Source organism: Streptomyces rhizosphaerihabitans (assembly GCF_025399795.1).
Classification (GTDB): domain Bacteria; phylum Actinomycetota; class Actinomycetes; order Streptomycetales; family Streptomycetaceae; genus Streptomyces; species Streptomyces rhizosphaerihabitans.
The window spans coordinates 49,658-72,377 of record NZ_JAODTZ010000026.1 but is presented as its reverse complement, the minus strand read 5'-3'; the positions used below and the strand labels follow the sequence as shown (position 1 = coordinate 72,377).

The 22,720-nt window shown below is 67.8% G+C and carries 13 protein-coding genes and 1 pseudogene; 7 read left to right on the top strand and 7 right to left on the bottom strand.

The window, feature by feature from the left end; genetic code table 11:
• Positions 1 to 45: 45 nt before the first annotated feature.
• The 3 genes from N4G66_RS24900 to N4G66_RS24890 all read left to right on the top strand — a co-directional run bounded on the left by N4G66_RS24900 (position 46) and on the right by N4G66_RS24890 (position 5,361).
• Entirely contained in the window at positions 46 to 1,758 is a 1,713-nt protein-coding gene (locus N4G66_RS24900; RefSeq protein WP_261706409.1) for an MFS transporter, read from the top strand.
• A gap of 353 nt (positions 1,759 to 2,111) precedes the next feature.
• On the top strand, positions 2,112 to 3,224 hold the full coding sequence (locus N4G66_RS24895) for an aminotransferase class V-fold PLP-dependent enzyme (RefSeq protein ID WP_261706408.1): 1,113 nt from the start codon (positions 2,112 to 2,114) through the stop codon (positions 3,222 to 3,224).
• Between the two features lie 625 nt (positions 3,225 to 3,849).
• The gene (locus tag N4G66_RS24890; RefSeq protein ID WP_261706407.1) at positions 3,850 to 5,361 is read left to right on the top strand and encodes a DUF4246 domain-containing protein; all 1,512 of its coding nucleotides are present in this window, start codon (positions 3,850 to 3,852) and stop codon (positions 5,359 to 5,361) included.
• Positions 5,362 to 5,700: 339 nt separating this feature from the next.
• Here the strand turns inward: N4G66_RS24890 and N4G66_RS24885 are convergent, their stop codons facing one another.
• Positions 5,701 to 7,338, bottom strand: a complete 1,638-nt coding sequence (locus N4G66_RS24885) for a caspase family protein (RefSeq protein WP_261706406.1) — start codon at positions 7,336 to 7,338, stop codon at positions 5,701 to 5,703.
• A gap of 66 nt (positions 7,339 to 7,404) precedes the next feature.
• Here N4G66_RS24885 and N4G66_RS24880 point away from each other — a divergent pair, with 66 nt between their 5' ends.
• Complete coding sequence (locus N4G66_RS24880) at positions 7,405 to 7,815, top strand: effector-associated constant component EACC1 (protein WP_261706405.1); 411 nt, start codon at positions 7,405 to 7,407, stop codon at positions 7,813 to 7,815.
• Between the two features lie 308 nt (positions 7,816 to 8,123).
• Here the strand turns inward: N4G66_RS24880 and N4G66_RS24870 are convergent, their stop codons facing one another.
• Positions 8,124 to 8,534, bottom strand: a complete 411-nt coding sequence (locus tag N4G66_RS24870; RefSeq protein WP_261706404.1) for a pentapeptide repeat-containing protein — start codon at positions 8,532 to 8,534, stop codon at positions 8,124 to 8,126.
• A gap of 198 nt (positions 8,535 to 8,732) precedes the next feature.
• Here N4G66_RS24870 and N4G66_RS24865 point away from each other — a divergent pair.
• Positions 8,733 to 8,937: pseudogene (locus N4G66_RS24865) on the top strand (IS701 family transposase); the annotation flags it as partial.
• Positions 8,938 to 9,108: 171 nt separating this feature from the next.
• Here the strand turns inward: N4G66_RS24865 and N4G66_RS24860 are convergent.
• Both N4G66_RS24860 and N4G66_RS24855 read right to left on the bottom strand, forming a co-directional pair.
• A complete protein-coding gene (locus N4G66_RS24860) occupies positions 9,109 to 9,942 on the bottom strand; it encodes a hypothetical protein (RefSeq protein WP_261706403.1) in 834 nt (277 codons plus the stop codon).
• Between the two features lie 210 nt (positions 9,943 to 10,152).
• Positions 10,153 to 10,308, bottom strand: a complete 156-nt coding sequence (locus N4G66_RS24855) for a hypothetical protein (protein ID WP_261706402.1) — start codon at positions 10,306 to 10,308, stop codon at positions 10,153 to 10,155.
• Between the two features lie 835 nt (positions 10,309 to 11,143).
• Here N4G66_RS24855 and N4G66_RS24850 point away from each other — a divergent pair.
• On the top strand, positions 11,144 to 12,802 hold the full coding sequence (locus N4G66_RS24850; RefSeq protein ID WP_261706401.1) for a ricin-type beta-trefoil lectin domain protein: 1,659 nt from the start codon (positions 11,144 to 11,146) through the stop codon (positions 12,800 to 12,802).
• Between the two features lie 472 nt (positions 12,803 to 13,274).
• Here the strand turns inward: N4G66_RS24850 and N4G66_RS24845 are convergent, their stop codons facing one another.
• The gene (locus tag N4G66_RS24845; RefSeq protein WP_261706400.1) at positions 13,275 to 15,089 is read right to left on the bottom strand and encodes a cellulase family glycosylhydrolase; all 1,815 of its coding nucleotides are present in this window, start codon (positions 15,087 to 15,089) and stop codon (positions 13,275 to 13,277) included.
• Between the two features lie 748 nt (positions 15,090 to 15,837).
• Here N4G66_RS24845 and N4G66_RS24840 point away from each other — a divergent pair.
• Positions 15,838 to 17,970: a glycoside hydrolase family 6 protein gene (locus N4G66_RS24840; RefSeq protein WP_261706399.1), complete on the top strand. Its 2,133-nt coding sequence runs from the start codon at positions 15,838 to 15,840 to the stop codon at positions 17,968 to 17,970.
• A 265-nt stretch (positions 17,971 to 18,235) separates the two neighbouring features.
• Here N4G66_RS24840 and N4G66_RS24835 read toward each other — a convergent pair whose 3' ends face one another.
• Both N4G66_RS24835 and N4G66_RS24830 read right to left on the bottom strand, forming a co-directional pair.
• Complete coding sequence (locus tag N4G66_RS24835; RefSeq protein WP_261706398.1) at positions 18,236 to 20,692, bottom strand: S8 family serine peptidase; 2,457 nt, start codon at positions 20,690 to 20,692, stop codon at positions 18,236 to 18,238.
• A 234-nt stretch (positions 20,693 to 20,926) separates the two neighbouring features.
• The gene (locus N4G66_RS24830; protein ID WP_261706397.1) at positions 20,927 to 22,588 is read right to left on the bottom strand and encodes a phospholipase; all 1,662 of its coding nucleotides are present in this window, start codon (positions 22,586 to 22,588) and stop codon (positions 20,927 to 20,929) included.
• Between the last annotated feature and the right edge of the window lie 132 nt (positions 22,589 to 22,720).

Genomic DNA, 22,720 nt, shown 5'->3' with positions numbered 1-22,720 from the left:
GCCCGCGGGTCGTCACCCGGCGCGGCCTCTTCACGAGGAGTTCCGATGTCCACCACCGGTGTCGCGTCCGCCGAGACGCCCATCGACTCACCAGCGCCCTACCGGTGGCGCTGGGCTGCGCTGTTCGTGATCCTCGCGGCCGAGGTGATGGACCTCCTCGACGCCGTCGTCACGAACATCGCCGGGCCCTCCATGCGAGCCGACCTCGGTGGCGGCGCGTCCACCCTGCAGTGGCTCGCGGCCGCCTACACCCTCTCGATGGCCATCGGGCTCGTCACCGGAGGGCGGCTCGGGGACATTCACGGGCGCCGCACGATGTTCCTGGTCGGAGCCGCCGGCTTCACCCTGGGTTCGCTGCTGTGCGCGGTGTCCGTGTCGCCCGGGATGCTGATCGGCGCGCGGGTCGTACAGGGCCTGTTCGGCGCGGTGATGCTGCCCCAGGGCCTCGGCATGATCAAGGAGATGTTCCCGCCGAAGGAGTCGCAGAAGGCCTTCGGCATGTTCGGCCCGGTCATGGGTCTGTCCGCGGTGTGCGGGCCGATCCTGGCGGGCTGGCTCGTGGACGCCGACTACTTCGGCACCGGCTGGCGCATGATCTTCCTGATCAACCTGCCGCTGGGTGCCGCGGCGATCCTCGGCGCCGTGCGCTACCTGCCGAAGGGCCGGTCCGAAACCAAGCCACAGCTCGACATCCTCGGCATGCTCCTGGTCGCACTGGCCGCTCTGCTCATCATCTTCCCGCTGGTGCAGGGCCGTGAGTACGACTGGCCGGTGTGGACGTTCGTGATGATGGGCGCCTCGGTGATCGTCTTCGTCGTCTTCGGGCGGTACGAGTCGAGCCGCAGCAAAGCAGGCCGGGACCCTCTGGTCGTCCCCAGCCTCTTCCGCAAGCGCGGCTTCAGCGGCGGCATGATCCTCGGACTGGTCTTCTTCTCGGCCATGCAGGGCTTCATGCTGGTGTTCAACCTCTACACCCAGATCGGCCTCGGCTACGCGCCGCTCAAGGCAGGCCTGGTGATGGTGCCCTGGTCGGGCGGCATGATCGTCGGCTTCGGGCTCGCTCAGGGCGTCACCAAGTTCGGACGGGCCGTCCTTCAGGCGGGCACGCTGGTCATGGCGGTCGGCGTGTTCGGCGTTTGGCTGACCCTCGACATGGTGGGCGGCGGCGTCGGCCCCTGGCAGCTCCTGCCGTCGCTGCTCGTCACGGGCATCGGAATGGGCCTGCTCATGGCGCCGTTCTTCGACATCGTGCTCGCCAGCGTCGAACAGCACGAGACCGGTTCGGCGTCCGGCACGATGACCGCGGTGCAGCAGCTCGGCGGCGCCTTCGGCGTGGCCATCCTCGGCACCGTGTTCTTCGGCCTGCTGGGCGGCGGGATCGCCACCGCCGTCGACCACCGCGCCGACGGCCTGCGGGAGCAGTTGACCGCCGCGCACCTCGCGCCCGCGGCTCAGGAGCGCATCGTGGCGGATCTGCGGACGTGCACCTCGGACCGCGCTGTCGCCAAGGATCCTGCCGCGACCCCGGCGTCCTGCGCGCGCCTGGAGAAGGACACCCGGTCGGCCGCGACCTCGCCCCAGGCCGGCGCCCGGATATCCGCCGCGCTGCAGGACACCGCGTCGTCGGCCTTCCGGAGCGGTTTCGGCTCCGTCATGCAGACGGTGCTCTGGATCGTCGCCGGCATGCTCGCCCTGACCTTCCTGCTCGCGTTCCTCCTGCCGCGCCACGCGCGCCCCGAGGAATCCGCGGGACACTGAGCCCCGGCTTCATCGCAGGCCGCGTCGGTATCGGCGTCGGCGAACGGGACGGCCGGGCACCCCTCCAGGGGTGCCCGGCCGTCCCGTTCGCCATGCGGGCCGACACCCCGGGTGGTACACGGACCGACACCCCGGGCGCACCCCGGGCCGGTCGTAGCGGAGTACGGCGCGTACCGTGCAGGCGGGTGAGACACGCCCAGGACGACGAAAAACAGTACGCCGGCGTGCCGGTCCGTCACCCCCGCGGCACCGCTCACCAGACGGATCCGCTGTCATACCCGACCGACCCCGACCGCCCCGGCCAACCCTGACCGACCCGTCCCGACCCGCACCGTCCCGGAAGGACGAGCCCCGTGATCACGTCGTACGCAGCCCACTTCGACACGCCCGCCGGGTACCTCGACTTCGCACGGTTCGGTCCCCCGTCGCGGGACGCCGTGGCCGCCACCACGCGGGCCATGGAGGAGTCCGCCCGCGCCGATCACACCACCGTGGACGGCCTGATGCGCGCGGAAGCGCTCGCCCGGGACACGGCCGCGCGCCTCGCGGGCACCGACCGCCGGCACACCGTGCTGCTCCCGAACGCGTCCACCGGCCTGTTCCACGCAGCCCTCGGCATCAGAGAGGGCGTGGTCCTCGCACCGCGCACCGACTTCCCTGCCAACCACTATCCGTGGCGCCGAACCGCCGACCTGGGCCGGGCCACACCGTGCTGGCTCGATCCGGCGCCCGGCAGCGGGGTCACCCCCGACCTGGTCCGTGCCGCACTGACCGACGACGTCGTCGCCGTGTCCGTCAGCGCCGTGGACTTCCGCACCGGCTTCCGCGCCGACCTGGCGGCACTGCGTGAGGCGATCGGACCCGACCGACTGCTGATCGTGGACGCCATCCAGGCGTTCGGTGTGACCGAGATGGCCTGGGACGCGGCCGACGTAGTGGTGGCGGGCGGTCAGAAGTGGCTGCGATCGGGCTGGGCCACCGGCTTCGCCGCCCTGTCCGATCGCGCGCTGGAGTCCCTCGAACCGGTCCTCACCGGCTGGACGGGCGTGGAGGACGTCGGCCTCTTCGACGGTACGGAACATCCGCCCGCGCCGGACGCGCAACGATGGTCGATCACCAACCTCAGCCCGGTGACGGCAGCAGCGTTCGCGGCCGCGCTGGACCTCGTCGAGCAGCACACCGTCACGGCGATCGAGGCCGCCGTCGCCGAACGGATCGCCGAACTCACCGAGACCGTCACGGAACACGGCGGCCGCGTCCTCTCCCCCGCCGACCCGACCCGGCGCGCGGGCATCCTCTCCTTCACCATGCCGGACCACGATCCGACCGTCGTCGCGAAGGCGCTGCACGCCGAGGGCGTCACCCCGACGGTCCGCGCCGACTCGCTCCGCTTCTCCCCGCACGCCTCGACCCCGCCGGAGGCATCCGAACGGGTGTCGGCGGCTCTGTCGTCACTGGTGAACTGATTCCACGTCAGCCGAGGGATGTGGCGGGACAGTTCCGCCTGGGCTCCTGGGTCGTCTTGGCCGACGCGAAGCGCATCAGGGTGGGGCAGGGTTCCAACGACCGCACCACAAGCGCACAAGATCGAGTTCCAGCGCCCGGCTCAGCCGCACATGCCCGCAGCTTCCCCATCTGAGTGCCCACCGCCTGACCACGGGCCCGGCACCATCGCAGCCTGCCATCCGCGCTTCTCCGTACTGAAGCAAAGGACTACGGTGTCAGCCCCAGGATCGCCAAACCTCCGATGTCGAAGATCCTTCCCCCTTTGTCCTGAGCCCGACTTCCGATCCGTGTCGGTGCCAGACGGTCTCCGCGACCCCGGGGGCCCGGGACCCGGGGGCAGGCAAGAAATACGACCCACTTCTTTCAGAATCCATGGATGAACTCGTCGGCCCTATTTGGTCCCTGAACGAATTTCATCCTCTGCGGCAGGGGTGAAACTGCCTTGTGGTGGCGGCAGTCCGGGCATCACGCGACCAAGTCGAGGCCCTGGCTCCCGGACCAGCGACGACAGGGGCCACGGCCGCGGTGTCAGTCTGCTGAAGTATCCTTCCCGCCACCGCACACCGACTGGGAGGACCGAGAGAATTGACTGGCCTGGCTGCTTTCCCACTGCCCTTTCATGCTGCCCGTTCCATATCGTTCGCGACACCGCGAACGCTGCGGGAACTTCAGATGATGCAGTGCAGCGCACACATTCGGGCGAAGCCGACGTGGTTCGACAAGATGAACGATGCCGACATCGTGGCCAGGTGGACGCATGAGGCGGTCGCCCAGGGCCTCACCGAAGCGCAAGTTTCGTACGTGCTTGCCGAACTCGCGCATTACGCCGCGCTGCGGGACGGCCGAACCGGCGTCGAGGTGTCCGCCGTCGACGGGGTGTGGCAGTCGGACACACTGGTCGACGACAAGCTCAGATCCCGGCTGCGCGAGGCGGTTCGGGTTCTGGAACAGGTGCCCGAAGCAGAACGGGACTGGCATCCCGGATCCGACGGCCAGGTACTGGATCTGGTTCATCCCTCACTGTTCTGTCTGGTGAGAGGGGTGAGCGGCGAGCCCGAGCGGGCATGGCAGAACCCGACGAACCGCTACTCGAAGTACGAGTTCTCGGAGAAATTCCAGTGGCTCCCCACGGACGTCGACGTCCGTGACGACGGCGATGTCACCTTCCGTTCGTACGTCAACAACGTCCACCCCGAGACTCATCGCGAACTCGCCTCCGTCCTGCCGGACTTGTTCGCACGCATGCGCCCGCTGCTGGAGAACGTGCTCACCGATCTGCGCCATCCGCGACCCTTGCGGATCGAGGCCAATCCTTACGGGTGGTACGAGTCGCGGGAGCCGGAGTATCCGGACAAGTCCTCCTACAGTGATGGTGAGGCCTACGAAGAAGCCTTCCGTGCATGGGAAGAGGCCCATGACCTCTGGTGGGAGACCCGCCGCCCGACCATCCCGGACGCCCCGGCCTTCACCCGGCCCGAGTTGCCTGACGAATCCGCCCGAGTCGACCTGCGCGGTCGCCGTCTCCAGGTCATCGTCAAGCTCGCCACCATTCATCTCACCCCGGACAAGCCCGAGTACCCCGGCGGTTCCTGGCATGTCGAGGGGATGTTGAACGAGCGGATCGTCTCGACCGGCATCTACTACTGGGACAGCGAGAACATCACCGAAAGTCGGCTGAGCTTCCGGGCCGCACTCGACGACCCGAACTACGAACAGAATGACGACAACGGGCTGCGCGAGGTCTACGGCCTGGAGGACGAAGACGCACTGAACCAGCTGCTGGGATCGGCATCGACCCCAGCGGGCCGCTGCCTGGCGTTCCCGAACATCCTGCAACACCGCGTCGGCTCATTCCGCCTCACGGACCACACCCGCCCGGGACATCGCAAGATTCTCGCCTTCTTCCTGGTCGACCCATCGGAAGAGATCACCTCGACATCCGACGTGCCACCACAACAACCCTGGTCCGACGCCTCGACCATGACGCTTGAACAGGCCAAGGCCTACCGCGAACAACTCATGCAGGAACGCAAGTTCTTCGTCGACGAACACAACGAGCAGCTCTACGAACGAGAATTCTCGCTCTGCGAGCACTGAATCCTCCCGGTCACTGCGCCAGCCTGCGGGCGATCATCTCCATGATCCGGCTCGCGGGTTGGGGCATGCGCAGGTCGTGGTGCGAGGCGTCCACGTCGTACCCTCGACGGTACCGAGGACGTAGGGCCGCCATCCGGGCGCGCGCAGGTCTACATCCACCGACTCGCCACGGATCTGAGCTCACGGCGGAAGCAACCCGACGTACGCGCGTTTCTTCACGCCGTCCGCGGCATCGATCGTCCCGTCCCTGCGTGACCGGGCCTACCCTTTCGGGAGATCAACGCCGCGACTGAGGTCCGACCGTCTGCGGCGCCGACGGCGGTCAGGCGTCACCACGCGTCAGGTGCTCCGGCGGTCGAGGTTGCGCAACGGTCGCTCAAGAGCGTCCACGACGGCGCCGGGAAGCATGAGGAGCGTGCGGCAAGCCAGAGAGGGTACGCCCTGCGCCGGCCGGGTGCCGTCGCCGAGCGCGGCGCTCACCAGCGCAAGGCCGGCACCGTACATGCTCAATACCGGAAAGTCGCCGTGAATTGCGAAGCTCATCACAGCTGGAAGCAGCGTCAGAGCGCTGACGGCGCCGAGTTCCCAGTCCAGGGCGCGCCGGGACCAGAACCACAGCATGGCGGCACTGATCAGCCATTGGACCACCGGCAGTCCGTCGAATGTGTCGAATCCGAGATCCTCGGGCGACGTGAACGCCCCTATCAGCGACACCACCGTACCGGCGAGGAACATTACGTCGTGGGCCTGACGCATGATTGTCGCGATGAAGAGGAATCCCATGGTGCTCTGCAACAAGGTCAGTTCCCAGGAGCCCACGTGCACGGCGAACGCCGAGAAAGTCCACAAGAGGCCGAATGCGACTCCGAGGAGGTACCGGACACTCCTCAGGGCACTGCGCAGCCGTGAGGTCTGGGAGGTCAGGGATTCTCCGCCACAAGTGAGGGCGTAGAGAAGCGCCGTGAGACCGCAGACCTGAAAAAATGGTTCCTCGTCCTCGTACACGGTTAAATAGCCGTACGTCGCAGGATCATTGATCCAAGCTCTCCAGGCGAGCCAGGAAAACAATCCCACCAGCAGGCTCGCGACCAGGGCCATTCTCCAGGGCGACCGATCTCCCAACGATGGGCCTTCCACCTGGGCGTTGCCGGGGACGATGCTGGGGAACCGGTGTGCCAGCTTCTTCGACAGATATGATGCCGACTCCCTTGGAGAGTCGTGTCGTTCCCGCTCCATTTCCGCGCCTGTCTCGTCAGTCCGACGGACAGGACGCTTGGCGATGATCTCGTCTCCCACTCCCTTGAGTGACGCCTGAGGCAGCGGTACGCCTTCCGGAATGGTCTCCAGAGTGTGGTTGTATACGTCCCTCACCGCGACTGATGCTGTATGCGGCCTCGGCGACGCTTCTCTCAGTGCTTCGACAAGCGCGCGGGTGAAAGGACTCGGACTGTCCGCCCTTTCCGCGTCGCGCGCAAGCTCGGTGGCACCGGAAGCCGTAATGACGAATCGCCCTTTACCGTTGCCGTCAAGCATTTCGGGCGTGACCTTCGGAGCAACTCCCTTGAAGGCACCGGAGTGGCAGCAGTCGAGGATGACGATACGGCTGCGTGCTGGAGAGGTGTCCAGCATCTCCGTGAGGTCCTCGCCCGAGAAACTGGTCGACCTCAGTTCATGGAGTGCCGTGTTGCGTGCACAGAGGTGAACGTTCGATCGCCCCTTCTTTCCGTGTCCGCTGTAGTAGAAAAGAAGCACGTCGTCGGGGTTGCAACCACTGAAGAACCGCTCGGTCGTTCTGGAGATCTCGTCCTTGTCCCCATCGAACACGACTTCCACGTTCTCGGGTACGAAGAGTCCCGTCTCAGGATCCGTGAGCGCGGACCACATCGCCAACCCGTCTCGTACCGGCCCGTTAAGTCTTGGCAGCCTCGTTGGCTCCAGCGGAAAGACCGCGTTGCATACCAGCAAAGCCCGGTACATAGCGCTCCCACCCCCCTAGGATCGGCTCAGCGTACTCGCTCGGCGAGGGGAAGAGGGTTCGAGTACATGTCGAGCATTGAAGTGGTTGTTCAGTTGACGGTGGAGGGGATCGATCCCGATCATCCGCTGGTCGAGCAGGCTCAGACCGAGTTCCGAGAACACGCTGAGGACGTTGCCGGTCTCCTCATCGAGGAGCGCTCGACTCCGGTCACAGGCCAGAAGGGTGCGCTGACCGAACTGGCGATCCTCTTCACTTCATCCCGTGCAGGCTCCGCCGTCGTCAACCTGATCAAGGTCTGGCTGGAACGGGATCAAAAGCGGTCGGTGGAGGTGACGGTGACGAAGCCCGGTGAGCAGCCTTTCACGGTCCGAGCATCCGGTGAGAAGATTTCGCTGAGCGTTCTCGAGGAGAGCTTCAAAACAGCGGTGCAGGGGGCGGTGCAGCAGTCGGCAGCTCCTGGGGACAGCGGAGACTGACATACGGCGTTGGACCGGAGTCGGTGCCGGGCGTCCTCAACGGACGGCGGTGCTTGTCGTCCATCGCGAGCCGTCCCAATGCGCCCAATTCACCGAAGGGAGCGTGTGGAGGCGGCGGGGCCGGACACCGGCCTCGGTCCGGTCCCGAGGCCGACGCCGGCTGGTCACCGCTGCGCAGCCGACGACCTGAGCAAAAACATCCCACCACGCGACGCCCTTCCGCAGCACGTAGACGATGCCAGCCAGAGCGACTCGGTCCGGTACCGGCAACCGCCCAGGATCGCGGCAGCGATGTTGTCCACCGCGGACTACCAACCGATGACGTCATCGTGTTGGACGTTGCGCAGGATCGCTCCGTCGAGCCGGGCTCCGGTGATGTTGGTGAGGCCGTGCGGTGGTCGACCGGTGTTCACTTGGCCGAACGTGGCGTAGGTGAGATCAGCACCGCGCAGATCGGCGTCGCGGAGATCGCAGCCGGACAGGCTCGCTCCGCGTAGTGAGGCTCCCCGCAGGTCTGCACGGCTCAGATCGCAGAACATGAACGAGCAGCCGTCGAGGCCGGCGTGACGTAGGTCGGCTCCCTTGAACGAGCATCGGGTGAATCGCAACTGTGACGTCCTCGTAGAGACCAGGTCCGCGCCGGCGAAGTCCTCCCCGCTCAGGGCGGTGCAGTAAGGGAGTGCGGTGAGTCGTTGCCTGGGGTTCAGGGGCGTGTCCATGGGCGCCAGCCTGCCAGTCGGCCCGGAAGTCGGCCCGCGGGTTCTCCGCGACCGGACGCGAGAGTGGTGCGGCCACCGCTGGTCATCCGAGTGTGAAGACCAATGATCTTGCGGCGACTGCGGGGTACCGCGTAGACGCTGCCCACTGGCAGGCGATGTTCGAGGTCCTGATGAGCCGGAGCCGGCCGGTTCACGCGCATCGAACCCCGGGGCCAGGCGAGGGACTTGGTCCTGGTCCTGCTGTCGGACTCGCCCCGCAAGAACTGCTGGACGATCGCCATGCGGCGCACAGGCCGGCCCACACGGCCTGCAGCACCTGCTCGGCCGGGCAGAGTGGGATGCCGACGCCGTGCGCGATGACGTTCGCGAGTACATGCTGGACCGTCTGCACGACGAGGATTCGTGCCGCTGGCCTCCGTCGACCCGATGCAGGTCGGCGAAGGCCACTGCCTCCAGCCGGACGGGGGGAACCGACGAAATGCGGTGCTGGGGTGACGGAACAGGCGGGCCGCAAGGTCGGTCGGCTGCGCGGCATCGGCTCTCACGGGACTCGCAGTGTTGCGTCGGGGCTCCGCTAGCCGAGCTTTTGCAGCACCTCGGCGATGGTGGCCCGGTACGTCCGCAGCGCCTGCAGCCCGGCGGCGTAGCGGTCGCGGTGCCGTGTGATGTCCACGGCCTGCTTATGCGCCCGTACGGTGTGCCAGAGCTCGGCCGTATGGTGACGGCGCTTGCAGGTGACGTCCGCGACGGCGGTGGCCCGCTCCCGCTGCGCATGCCGGGTGTTGCCGTCGCTGTCCCGCTTCCAGGCGGTGTCCGTGTACGCCGCGACGGGGTCGGGATAGCGCGTGAATCCTTGTTCTGCGACACAACGGGACCACACATCCCAGGCCGCGCGGAGGCGCGGGTCGCGCTTGACCGCCTTGTCGACCTCGATCGCCCGTGTGCTTGCGTAGAGCCAGTCCCGCTTGAGGTCGATGCCGCGCAGCAGCCGCCGGCTCGCCTCGGCGCTGCAGGCGGGGAGGTCCGCGTACTCGGCGTTGGTCATCCGGCGGCCCATCGGCCGCAGGGCCAGAGACTTTGCCGGATCCCAGCCGTAGCCCCAGCGGCGGGCGGTGCCGAGATCCAGGACGCCGTAGTCGGTGCCGACTGCGGTGGCGACGACGGGGTCGCCGGGGTAGCGGGGGTCGAGCGGGAAGTCCGGGTGACCGCGCCCCGCCATGCACTGCCGGACCAGCAACGCCGATGCCCGCTGTGATCGCTGGTAGTCCTGCGGCGTGTAGTCGTAGCGGTCGGCAGGCAGGGGGCCGAGGTCCGACACCGTACGGATGACCTCCGGTCGTCCTGGACCGGAGACACAGACCGCCGCCAGCACCGCCACGGCACCCAGCCGCCACCCCCGCCTCGTCATGCGAAGAGATGCTAGCGAGCGGTGTGCAGCGCTCGACCGTCGCCCCGCCAACTCAGCTACGCACGCCAGGACTTCAAGCGACAGAAGCTCGATCAGGCGACACCTGTCGAGCAGCTCTCCAGACTCACGTACCGCGATCCTGGGAGCCGGGTCGCGGTGCCCTGGCCCATTCCGCGACTTCGAGCATCCAGGATTCGTCGACGTGCAGGATCACGCGGCGGTGCCGGGCCGCGGGTTGGCGTACGGGGCGTCGAGCTGCCGCTCCAAGTCGTCGGGGAAGCTGCCATGCGCATCGATGATCCGCTGGGCGGCCGCCGTGCCGGCGGCACGGGCACCGGTGGTGTCGTCGATGATGAGCCGCTCCACGTAGCGGTTGAAGTCCAGCTGACGGCGGTCTCAAGGCTGTGGAGCTCATGGAGGTCGGTGGCTCAGGACGTCTCGGCCACCGCAACAGGCTTCGGCTGCAACGAGAACTTGCCGAGAGCGGCCGAATGACTTGCTGCGGCTGGGCAACCGACCTGCTCCGCAGGCACGTCTCGCCGGCTCACGCTCTCGCACAGCACGTACACCATGCCTCGCAGTGCAGCCCGGTCGTCCGCAGGCAACCGTCCGGGATACCGATGCCTCCTGCGCGGACGAGGAGGCAACGGTGGGGGGTGCCACGCGTTTCCGCAGGTCATCCGGCACAAGGTCGGCGGAAACATCGGATCCTGCCGACGCAGCACCCAACTGCCGAGCCTCACAGCATCAGGCGGTCACAGAGCGACTCAAGGACGCATGAACCGCCCTCCGAGGACAGAGCCACGGAGATCGGTTCCTCCAAGTCGAGGTCCGTCGCACAGCCTTGACGGCATTGGTCCGGTCCAATAGCGTCGCCCCCGCACAGAACTCCACACGGCTCAACACCCGCCAGCCGTCACCTGCGCTGATGGTGCGTCCGCTGTTCAAGGGGCGGGAGCCCGGCCGCCCGCTGTGGGCCTGCCTGTCCACGGCAGCCCAGGTGCCGGTCCTCGCCTGTTCGTCGTCATCCAGATCATCAAGTGCGTGTGCACTGCTCACCGTTGATGGAGAGCGCCGGGGCGGCGTAGCGGACGGACACGATCACGCCTTTTCTTCGAAGGTCGGACATATGCAATTATCCTCTGCAAGATCACGACGCCGCGGATGGAAGAGAGCGCTGACCCTGATTCCCGTCGTCGTGGTGACGGTGGCGGCCACCGTCACCGGGACGCTGAACGCCGAAGCGGCAGTGCCCCCGACGCCGTCGGGCTTCACGCTCACCTGGAGCGACGACTTCAACGGTGCGTCCGGCACCGGCATCGACCAGAGCCTGTGGAAGTACGACACCGGGCCGGGCAGCAATTTCGGCACCGGTGAGATCGAGACCATGACCAACAGCACCTCGAACGTCTCTTACGACGGCCAGGGGCATCTGGTGCTCCAGGCGCTGCACTCCGGTTCCGACCCGCGGGGCGGATGGACCTCCGGGCGCGTGGAGACCCAGTCGGCGGCCTTCGGCGCCCCGGCCGGCGGAGTCGTACGTATCGAGTCAGTCCTCCAGCAGCCCAACGTCACCACCGCCAACGGCGCGGGCTACTGGCCGGCGTTCTGGATGCTCGGCGCACCGCTGCGCGACGGTGTGACCTGGCCGAAGTCCGGCGAGATCGACATCATGGAGGACATCAACGGCCGCAGCTCCGACTTCAGCACCCTCCACTGCGGCGTGAACCCGGGCGGGCCGTGCAACGAGTCGACCGGCATCGGCTCGGGTGAACGCGCCTGTGCCGGCTGCCAGACCGGCTTCCACGACTACGCGGCGGAGATCGACCGCTCGGTGTCGCCGGAGCAGATCAGGTTCTACCTCGACGGGAACAACTTCTTCACCGTCAACGCCAACCAGGTGGACGCGACGACCTGGTCCGACGCGGTCGACCACCCCTTCTTCATCATCTACGACCTGGCTATCGGCGGCGGCTTCCCGGACGCCTTCGGTGGGGGCCCGAACGCGTCGACGGTCTCCGGCGGCAAACTGGTCGTCGACTCGGTGGCCGTCTACAACAAGGGGCCTGGCTCCGGGGGTGGCGGCGGCGGTTCGTCGACCGGCCAGACGATCACCGGACCCGGCGGCAAGTGTGTCGATGTGGCTGGTGACGACACCGGCGGCGACGGCACCGCGGTGCAGCTGTGGGACTGCCAGTCGGCGGCCAAGGACCAGCACTGGACCTGGAGCGGCCAGACCCTCCAGACCCTCGGCAAATGCCTGGACATCGCCGGTGGCAACAGCGCCGCGGGTACAAAGTTGCAGCTCGCCACGTGCAACAGCGGCGGCTACCAGGCATGGGTGCGGCAGACCGACGGTTCGCTGAGGAACCCGGCCAGCGGCCGGTGCATCGACTCGCCGTCGGGCGCCACCGCGAACGGCACACGCCTCCAGATCTGGGACTGCAACAGCTCCGGCGCCCAGAACTTCGCCATCGGTACCCCGATCTACGGACCGGGCGGCAAGTGCGTGGACGTGGCAGGTGACGACACCGGCGGTGACGGCACCGCGGTCCAGCTGTGGGACTGCCAGCAGGCGACCTCCCTCGACCAGAAGTGGACGTGGAACGGTCAGACCCTGCGCACGCTGGGCAAGTGCCTGGACATCGCAGGCGGTGTCAACGCGGCAGGCACAAAGCTCCAGTTGGCCGGCTGCAACGGCGGTGCCTACCAGAACTGGGTCGCCAACGCCGATGGCTCGATGTCCAACCCGGCCACCGGCCGGTGCATCGACTCACCGTCGGGCGCCACCGCGAACGGCACACGCCTCCAGATCTGGGACTGCAACAGCTCCAGCGCCCAGAAATTCGCCCTGGCATAAGAGGGAGGAGGCTCACGCCCCCCGGCAGAAGCCCCCTCTTTCCCCGTCCCGGACAAGTCCTCTTTGCAGCTTGCTTGTTCTGGGATACCGGCGATCCCCGGTGTGAGCGGATCGCCGGTATCCCGCACACGGGTGGCTCCAGATCCTGCGCGAACTGAGGCCGGGTACATCGAAGGGCAGCACCTCAGCCGGTGAGGCTCTTCGATGTATCGCCGGTGAGCACTGGCGCAGGACACGAGTCGCGAGTCCGTCAGGGGTTGACCCACCACGATTTCCGACGGGTGACTCGGTGGTGTGGAGGGCTGGGTTCCTCTCCGTCCGGCGGATGCAAGACGGCGCTGTCCGTCCCGAAGGCGGGGAGGACGTCGTGTCCCGCTTCGGCCGCGTGCCGCCGCACGGAGAGGCTGACCATGTCGTCTGCCGCACCGTGCGGCGTGCTGCGGTCCGGCCGAGACGGCCCCGGGCAATCTCGCTATCCGGCTCGGCAGCTCAGGACCGGCGTACCGGCGCCCCCTGGTGCCGCGCCGAACCCGAAGCCGGTCGAGGCGCCGGCCGCGATGGCGCCGTTGTGGTCGGCGTTGTTCGCGGTCACCGTCCTGCCCACCTGGCTGTAGGAGGCGTTCCACATCGCGGAGATGGTCTGGCTGCCCGGCCACTCCCACGTGACCTGCCACGACCTGGTCGTCGAGGAGCCCGTGTTGGTGACCGTGACGTCGGCGTTGAATCCACTGCCCCAGTCGCTGCTCACCTTGTAGGTGGCGGTGCATCCGCTGGAGCCGCCCCCGGTGCCGGTGGTCGTCGCGCTGACCGACGCGGAGGCCGCGGAGGTGTTGCCTGCCGCGTCGCGAGCCCGCACGGTGTAGTCGTAGCGGGTCCCCGCGGTGAGGCCCGTGTCGGTGAAGGACGTGCCTGTGGCCTCACCCGCCTTGGCGGTGCCACGGTAGACGTCGTAACCGGTCACCCCGGTGTCGTCCGTGGAGGCTTTCCACGACAGGGACACACTCGCCGCGGTGCTACCGGTCACGGCCAGTCCGGTCGGTGCCGAGGGCGCGGTCGAGTCTCCGCCCGTCCCACCTCCGGTGAAGCCCGGGGCCTTGACGGATGCCAGGTAGCCGTCCTTCACGGTGTCCACGGTCTGCCAGTCGTCCTTGAGGATGCCTCCCGTGTCGCCGGAGTTCGGATTCCACGACCAGAAGGTCCAGTTGAAGCTGTCGGCCCCGTATGTGCTGGTGGGGCGCAGGTAGTCGACGAGCGCCGCGAGCCACTTCTGGTCGACCGTCGACTGGAGGGTGGTGCCGAACTCGCCGAGCCAGACGGGGGCGATGTTCTGTTTGAAGATGTAGCCCCAGTACTTGTCCCAGACGGCCGGCATGTTCGCCGGGAACGACGGGTCGCTGAACCACGGTTGCTGCGCGACGCTGGTGGCGTAGTCGTGGGCCGAGTAGACCAGGCGGTTGGCGACACTCAGTCGCACCGGCGCGGCGGCGACGCCGGCGAGATTGCCGCCCCACCAGGTGCTCTGACCGTTCACCGTCTGGACGCCCTCGACGAAGATCAGCAGGCTGGGGTTGACGGACAGGACCGCGTTGCCGGCCCGCTCCGCCGCGAGCCGCCAGTCGGTACTGGTGTCCCCACATCCCCAGCAGGCGGGATCGTGCGGCTCGTTGTGCAGGTCGATGCCAATCACGGCGGTGTTGCCCTGGTACCGCGTCGCCAGGGCCTTGAGGTCGGCGATCCAGGTCGCCTCGGGTACGGCGGAGGTGTACCAGAGCGCCGACTGGGCCGAGGAGTCGGGCCGGTGACGGTCGAGTACGACCTTGAGGCCGATCGAGCCCGCGTAGCCGACGATCTTGTCCATCACCTGGAGCGAGTTGAGGCCTTGCAGGTCGGAGTTCAGACCGTTGGCGTAGGTGATGCCGTTGGGCTGGGTGCCCTTGAAGATGTCGTCGCTGTAGGGCAGGCGGATGGTGTTGTAGCCCAGGGTCTTCATCTGGTCGATCATCGACTTGTAGTCACGCGACCAGAGGCCGTGCGCAACGTAGTTGGACGTCTCGAACCCGAACCAGTTGATGCCCGCCATGCGCACCGGCTGGTTCTGCGCGTCAAGGATCCGGCGGCCCTCGGTGTGCCAGTATCCGGCGCCCGACGCGGCTGCCGCGGGCGCCGGGGACGAGGCGGCGGCCGCCTGCGCGGGCACCGCCACGGTGAGCGGAACGAGGGCCGCGAGGGCCGCGGTGAGGAGCGCAACCAGGGTGCGCCGGACGCGAAATGAGGGTGGGTGACGCATGGTGGGGGGGTCCTCTCCGGGTGGGAGCGCTCCCATTCTTGGGCGCGCGTTTCCGGGCGGGCAGGCGGATGGGCATCCGGCATGGCGGCTCCCGCGGACCGGCAGGAGTGTCCCGCTCCCGACGGCCGGCTCGTCGAAGCCGGACTGCGCACATGGAAGCCACTAAGCGTGTTCGCGTCAATACCTCACGCGGCGATTGCCCCTCCGTGGGGTTGTCGACCGTGAGAACGCTCCGTTCGGGCCACGCCCGCGCCGCTGCGGCCGCGGAGGCGCCCCCGCCTTCCGGATTCTCCGCGGGAAGCTCCCCGTATCCCCCACGCCTTCACGCCCGCCGCGACCCGGCCTGCAACCGCGCGGCCCGCGAGCGAGCACGCCACGGGCTCGATACGTGACGGAGCGTCAGCAACCCATCTTTTGCACGAGTGTTGACATCCGAAGGCCAAACGTCGCACCTTGGGAGCGCTCCCACCCGCAGTCCCTGTCCCCGCCGTCACATCAGTGACCGTGCACCGTTCACGCGCACCGGCAAGATGCCGGTCCACGTCCGGACGACGCCGCGGCTCGCTCATGTTCGGCGGCCCTCCAGCTCCAGCTTGCGCGACGCACCCGGTCGCACCTTCGTCATGTCTGAACGCAACGCCCGTCCGGCGGAGTTCCGTCCGGTGTGCCCGAGCCGCGGCACACCGGGTGGCCGCCCGGCGACCCCGCACGCCGACCGTACCCGCCTGCTCTCCCCAGGAGATGGCCGATGCCTTCCCGTAGACCCGACTCCACCGTGCGCCGAAGCGGACCGAAGCGGACCGCCGCTCTGGCCGTCGGTGCCCTCCTCGGAGCCCTGTCCGTCGCCACCCTTCCGACCACCGCGACCGCGGCCGCCAAACTCGACAATCCCTACGTCGGCGCGAAGGCCTACGTGAATCCCGACTGGTCGGCCAAGGCGGCAGCCGAGCCGGGCGGTTCGGCCGTCTCCGACCAGCCCACCTTCGTCTGGCTGGACCGGATGGCCGCGATCCAGGGCACCGCCGACGCCCGTGGCCTGAAGGCGCACCTCGACGCGGCCAAGGCGCAGGGCGCCAACCTCGTCCAGTTGGTCATCTACGACCTTCCGGGACGGGACTGTGCGGCCCTCGCCTCCAACGGCGAACTCGGTCCCGACGACCTGGCCACCTACCAGAGCAATTACATCGACCCGATCGCGGCGATCCTCGCCGACCCGGCCTACGCGAGCCTGCGGATAGTCAACCTCATCGAGCCCGACTCGCTGCCCAACCTCGTGACCAACGCGGGCGGCACCGCCGGCTCCACGACCCAGTGCGCCACCATGAAGGCGAACGGCAACTACGAGAAGGGCGTCGGTTACGCCCTCCACAAGCTCGGCGCTCTGCCCAACGCCTACAACTACATCGACGCCGGCCACCACGGCTGGCTCGGCTGGGACAGCAACCTCACGCCGTCGGCCCAGGAGTTCAAGAAGGCCGCCACCACCAACGGCGCCACCGTGAACGATGTGACGGGCTTCATCGTGAACACCGCGAACTACTCCGCCACCAAAGAGCCGTACGTCAAGGTGACGGACACGGTCAACGGGCAGACGGTGCGCCAGTCGAAATGGATCGACTGGAACCAGTACGACGACGAGAGCTCGTACGCACAGGGCCTGCGCACCGCGCTCGTCGCGCAGGGCTTCGACGCCGGCATCGGCATGCTCATCGACACCTCGCGCAACGGCTGGGGCGGTTCGGCCCGGCCGACCGGTCCCGGCCCGACGACCAGCGTCGACGCCTACGTGGACGGCGGTCGCATCGACCGGCGCATCCACGCCGGAAACTGGTGCAACCAGAGCGGGGCAGGTCTCGGCGAGCGCCCGGCGACCGCACCCGACACCGGAATCGACGCCTATGTGTGGGCCAAGCCGCCGGGCGAGTCCGACGGGGCCAGCCAGGCCGTCGACAACGACGAGGGCAAGGGCTTCGACCGGATGTGCGACCCCACGTACACCGGGAACGGGCGCAACGGGAACAACCTCACCGGAGCACTGGCCAACTCCCCGCTCGCCGGGCACTGGTTCTCCGCCCAGTTCCGTCAACTGCTCGCCAACGCCAACCCGCCCTTGAGCGGATCGGGTGGCGGTGGCGGTGACACGCAGGCCCCGACCGTTCCCGGCGGTCTGGCGGTCAGCTCCACGACGAGCAACAGCGCCACCCTGAGCTGGAGCGCGTCCACGGACAACACCGCGGTCACCGGATACGACGTCTACCGCGACGGCACCAAGGTCGGCAGCGCCACCACCACGTCCTACACCGACAGCGCGCTCGCCGCCTCCACCACCTACACGTACACCGTCAAGGCCAAGGACGCGGCCGGCAACGTCTCGGCCTCGTCCGCGGCGGTGTCCGCCACCACCAAGGCATCGGGTGGAGGAGGCGGCACCCCGGGCCTCAAGGCGCAGTACAAGAACAACGACTCCTCCACCGGTGACAACGGGATCAGGCCCGGCCTCAAGCTCGTCAACGGCGGTTCCGGCGCCGTCGACCTGTCCAAGGTGACCATCCGCTACTGGTTCACCGGGGAGTCCTCCTCCGCCGGCTACCAGACCTTCTGCGACTGGGCGCAGCTCGGCTGTTCCACGGTGAAGACTTCGGTGAGCGCCGTTTCCCCGAGCCGCACGGGCGCGGACCACTACCTGGAGGTGGGCTTCAACTCCGGTTCGCTGGCGGCCGGAGCGGACAGCGGTGATCTGCAGCTGCGCATGGCCAAGTCGGACTGGTCGAACTTCGACGAGTCGAACGACTACAGCCGGGGCGCCAACACCTCCTACGCGGATGCGGCCAAGGTGACCGTGTACGTGTCGGGCGCCCTCGTCTGGGGCACCGAGCCGTAGAGCGGGCAGAACGGACAGGGGCCGGGGCGGTGACGCTCCGGCCCTCACGCCGTCCGTGCAGGACGCCGCCGCTCGTCGGGACAAGCTCGACGCGGCCCGAGCGGTCATGGGATAGCCCACCGCCGAACCCTGAAGACCTTTACGGGACAAGCCTATGACTGGCTCCCGGTTTGTGGAGCCTCAACACACACTGCCGGGTGGCGGTGTGTTCCGCCACCCGGCCTTTGTGTTTCAGGTGTGCCCTGTCAGGTGATCGTGTCGGGGATCAGGTGGTTTTGGTCCGGTCCCAGGTCCAGGAGCCGGTGCCCGAGTCCCAGACCTTGACGGGGTTGTTGAAGTCGGTGCCCGTGGAGGTGAAGGTCCACAGGGCGGAGTGACCGCGCCCGTCGGAGGTGTTGGCGTACTTGTACAGAGCGCCTACGTCCGACTTGCCGTCACCGTTGAAGTCACCGGCCACGAGCTTGCTGTTGTCCGCCGTCCAGGAACCGGTACCCGAATCCCAGAGCTTGACGGGCTTGTTGAAGCCGGCACCATTGGAGGTGAAGGTCCACAAGGCCGAGTGACCACGCCCGTCGGAGGTGTTGGCGTACTTGTACAGAGCACCTACGTCCGACTTGCCGTCACCGTTGAAGTCACCGGCCACCAGTTCGCTGTTGTCCCAGTGCCAGTCGCCGGTGTCGGAGTCCCAGAGCTTGACGGGCTTGTTGAAGCCGGCGCCGGTGGAGGTGAAGGTCCACAGAGCCGAGTGACCGCGCCCGTCGGAAGTGTCCGCGTACTTGTACAGAGCACCTACGTCCGACTTGCCGTCACCGTTGAAGTCACCGGCCACGAGCTTGCTGTTGTCCGCCGTCCAGGAACCGGTACCCGAATCCCAGAGCTTGACGGGCTTGTTGAAGCCGGCGCCGGTGGAGGTGAAGGTCCACAGAGCCGAGTGACCGCGCCCGTCGGAAGTGTTGGCGTACTTGTACAGAGCGCCAACGTCCGACTTGCCGTCACCGTTGAAGTCACCGGCCACCAGTTCGCTGTTGTCCCAGTCCCAGTCGCCGGTGCCCGAGTCCCAGACCTTGACCGGGTTGTTGAAGTCGGTGCCGGTGGAGGTGAAGGTCCACAGAGCCGAGTGACCACGTCCGTCGGAGGTGTCGGCGTACTTGTACAGGACGGCGGCGTCGGAATTGCCGTCGCCGTTGAAGTCACCGGAGAGGGTCTTGCTGAGGCTCCAGTTCCAGGACCCGGTGCCCGAATCCCACTGCTTCACCGGGTTGTTGAAGCCGCTGCCGTTCGAGGTCTGCAGCCACAGGGCGGAGTGGCTGGTGCCGTCGGAGTTGGCTCCGTAGTCGTACAGGTAGGCGGCGTCGGACCTGCCGTCGCCGTTGAAGTCACCGGGCTTGTCCGACCTGTGGCTGAGTGCCTGGCCGATGTCGATGCGGGGGGTGCTGGCGCCGGTATAGGTGATGGGCTTTCCCGTAGTCTTCAACAGCGCTTCGAGGGACTCGATGCTTCTGGTGGGGAACGCCTGCCGAAGGACCGCGAGGGCACCGGCCACGTGCGGGGCGGCCATGGAGGTGCCGGCTTTGGAGGCGTATCCGCCGCCGGGGACGGAGGAGACGATGCTGGTGCCGGGAGCGAAGACGTCGACCAGCGGGCCGCGGTTGGTGAAGGCAGCCAGTTCATCGTCGTCGGTCGTGGCACCGACCGCGAGAGCGGAGGAGACGCAGGCGGGCGAGCTGACCGCGTCGGTGTATCCATTGTTCCCGGCCGCGACGACGGTGGCGACACCCGCGTCGAGCAGCTGATCGATCACCGCCTGGTGCGGGTCGTCCTCACAGGCGGTGGTGTACCGGCCGCTGCCGAGGCTGAGGTTGGCCGCGACGAGCGGGATCCCGGACTGCTTGAGTTCCCACACCTTCTCGAGCGCCGAGAGCTGGGCGCTGGTGAAGCTCAGGACACACGGTGCGGCGCCGGCTCCGCAGTAGTCCTCCGAGGTGAACTCGCTGAAGACCTGGATGGCGACGATGTCGGCACCGGGGGCGACACCGCGAGCCGGGGCTCCGGTGATGCCCTCACCGTTGCCCGCGGCGATACCGGCCACGTGGGTTCCGTGGTCGCATTCGGTGATGGTCGCGCACGGCCCGGTCTCGGAGTCGGCCGAGCCGGTGCCCTCCTGCTCCTCGGTGCCGTTGGGGCACAGACTGGTGGCGGAGTAGTCGGCGTCGATCGGTGAGAAGCACGCCTCGGCGACGACCCGTCCCTTGAGGAAGGGGTGATGGGTGGCAACTCCCGTGTCCAGGACGGCGATCGCACTGCCCGCTCCGGTCAGCCCCGCAGCGGCGGGTGAGGTTCCGCCGATGAGGGGCACGCTCTCGTTCAGTGACGGCGGCACCGGAGTGTCCTCGGTGACACTGACCACGTTGCTCTGGGCGGCCAGTTTTTCCAGGCCGGCCTGGTCCACCTTGACCGTGACCAACGGCAGGGTCTCGAAGGTCTGCACCGTCTTACCGGTATCGGCCGCGGCGGACAGGTCCGCACGCTGCTTGGTGAGGACGTTGACGCGGACCTTTCCGCCGTTCGCGGTCTTGTCGTAGAGCGGCGGATCGATGGTGGCGGGGGTGGCTTCAGCGGCTGTCGGGGGGCTCGGTGGCGCGGACGCCTGGGCCGGTATCGCAGCGCTGAGGGAGATGGCCGTCATCGCGGTGACGACCGTCATCCAACTCGTTCTCTTCATGACGCCTCGGTGAGCAGGGGGCTTGTCCTGGCCCGGCCGGTGGGGAGGCAGGCGTGACTCAGCCCGGAGCGACGTGTGGGGGAGCAGCGGTACGGTGCGAAAGAGGATGCACGGGCTCGCCGGGAAGGAGAGCCGGGCGGTGCGAGGTCCGCACCACCCGGCTCTGTCATGCCTGATCGGCATGCCCGGTCGTGATGTCGTGCGGCGCCCCGTCAGAGGGCACCGCGACCTCGATCAGGTCGCGTTGGCGCCGTTCTTCGGATTGCCCTTCCAGCCCACGGCCTTGTAGTAGGCGTACGCGAGGGCGTAGCACTTCGGTCTCGTCGTGATGAAGTAGTGCTTGCAGCTGTACGTCTTCATCGTCGTGTAGAAGACGCTGTCGACGGCCGACTTCTGGCTGCGGTCGAGGTAGTACTTGTAGCCCTTGTACGTGTTGCCGATCAGGCCGTAGCCGTAGTCGTGCGTGTCGCACGCGGTCCGGAAGCTGAAGCCGTACGGGCTGCTGATGTTGGGACCGGGGGTGCTGCAACCGTCATAGCTGATGCCCATGACCCAGTGTTTGGTCGGCGTCTGCTTCCAAGACGGCTTGTGCCAGCCGTAGTGCGCGGCCCACGCGGCGCAGCCGCTCTCGAGGTACCACATCCAGTCCACCGCGCGGTCGCAGTGGCGGGGGTAGGCCTGCGGGTCGGTGATCTCTCCATCGGAGAAGTCCGTCGCCGGCGGGGCGGTGGCGGCCTCGTCGGTGATGCCGGCCGCACCCACGAGGGGCGACTCGGCGGTCGGACGCGCGGGGCCGACAGGCTCGACGTTCGGGGAGGCCGAACTGCCCGGGAAGGTCAGGTCCCAGTTGCCGTTGGACGGCGAGGTGACGTCGGAGACCCGTCCGGTGGAGTCGTAGGCGTACGAGGAGACCGGCTCGGTGCCCTCGGCCGGGTTGGCCACCGAACTCAGCAGACCTGAGGCGTCGTAGGAGTACCGCGCGAGCGTCTGCGTCGTCGCACCGGTGGTGACGCTGACCTCCTTGGCGCGCCCGTTGAACTCACCGGGAGTCGTGCCGTTGGCCGTCGTGGCGGTCGAGTAGGTGACCTTCAGCAACTGCTGCGGGGCCTCCCCTGCGGCAGCCTCAGTGACGGTGGAAACCCGACCCTTGGTGTCATAGGCGACGGTGGAGAGACTGCCGTCGGCCACGGTGCCCACCCCTGTGACACGCCAGGTGTCGGTACCCGAGGCGGCCTGCTTCCAGGTGTAGGTGGGAGTCAGCTTGTCGATGCCGACGGGAGCGTCGGCGTCGGTGTCCGCGGACTGATCCGCGTCCGCGGCCGAGGCGGCCATGTTGACGGTCTCGACGATGGTGGACACCAGGGTGCCTGTCGCCTCGTCGAACTTGGTGGTCTCGGTGAGCTTGTCGCCCTCGGCGGTCGCGTACTTCTTGACGCCGCCACCGCTCGGGGAGTCGACACTGCTCTTCAGAGCGTAGGTGATCGGGGTGTTCGTGGTGAGGTCGGTGACGACGACGGAGTCGGTCTTCCGCTCCAACTGGCGGTCGAGCTGGCCCCCCACGAACTCGGCTTCCCAGCCCGGACCGAAGACGCCCATGTCCGCGCGGGACGCGGGTGCGGACTCCGGCCTGGCGACATCGCCCGCCTGAGCGCTGACAGTGTGACTGCGGCTCATGAGGCCTTCTGTCACGTCCGTCTCGTAGATCTCGAAGGACTGGTCCGCGGTCGAGTACAGACCGGGACCGACCTGCTGGGTTTCGCCGTCCGCCAGCGGCGGATCGACGACTGCGGCCGCCGCGGCGGGCGACGCACCCGAAGGTGCCGCCCCCGCCACCCCCTGCGGCAGCAGTAGAGATAAGGACAGCGCGGCAAACACGGGCAGCGCAATTCTGCGCACGAGTTCCCCCCTCGTGTTGGAAATGTGAATGACCGTTCAAGGAACGGTCGGCGGGGCGGTCGGGCCGCCTCGCCTGGTGCGACAGCAGAGCTTCCAGGACGCCGGGGACCACGGCAACAGCCGCCGCCGTAC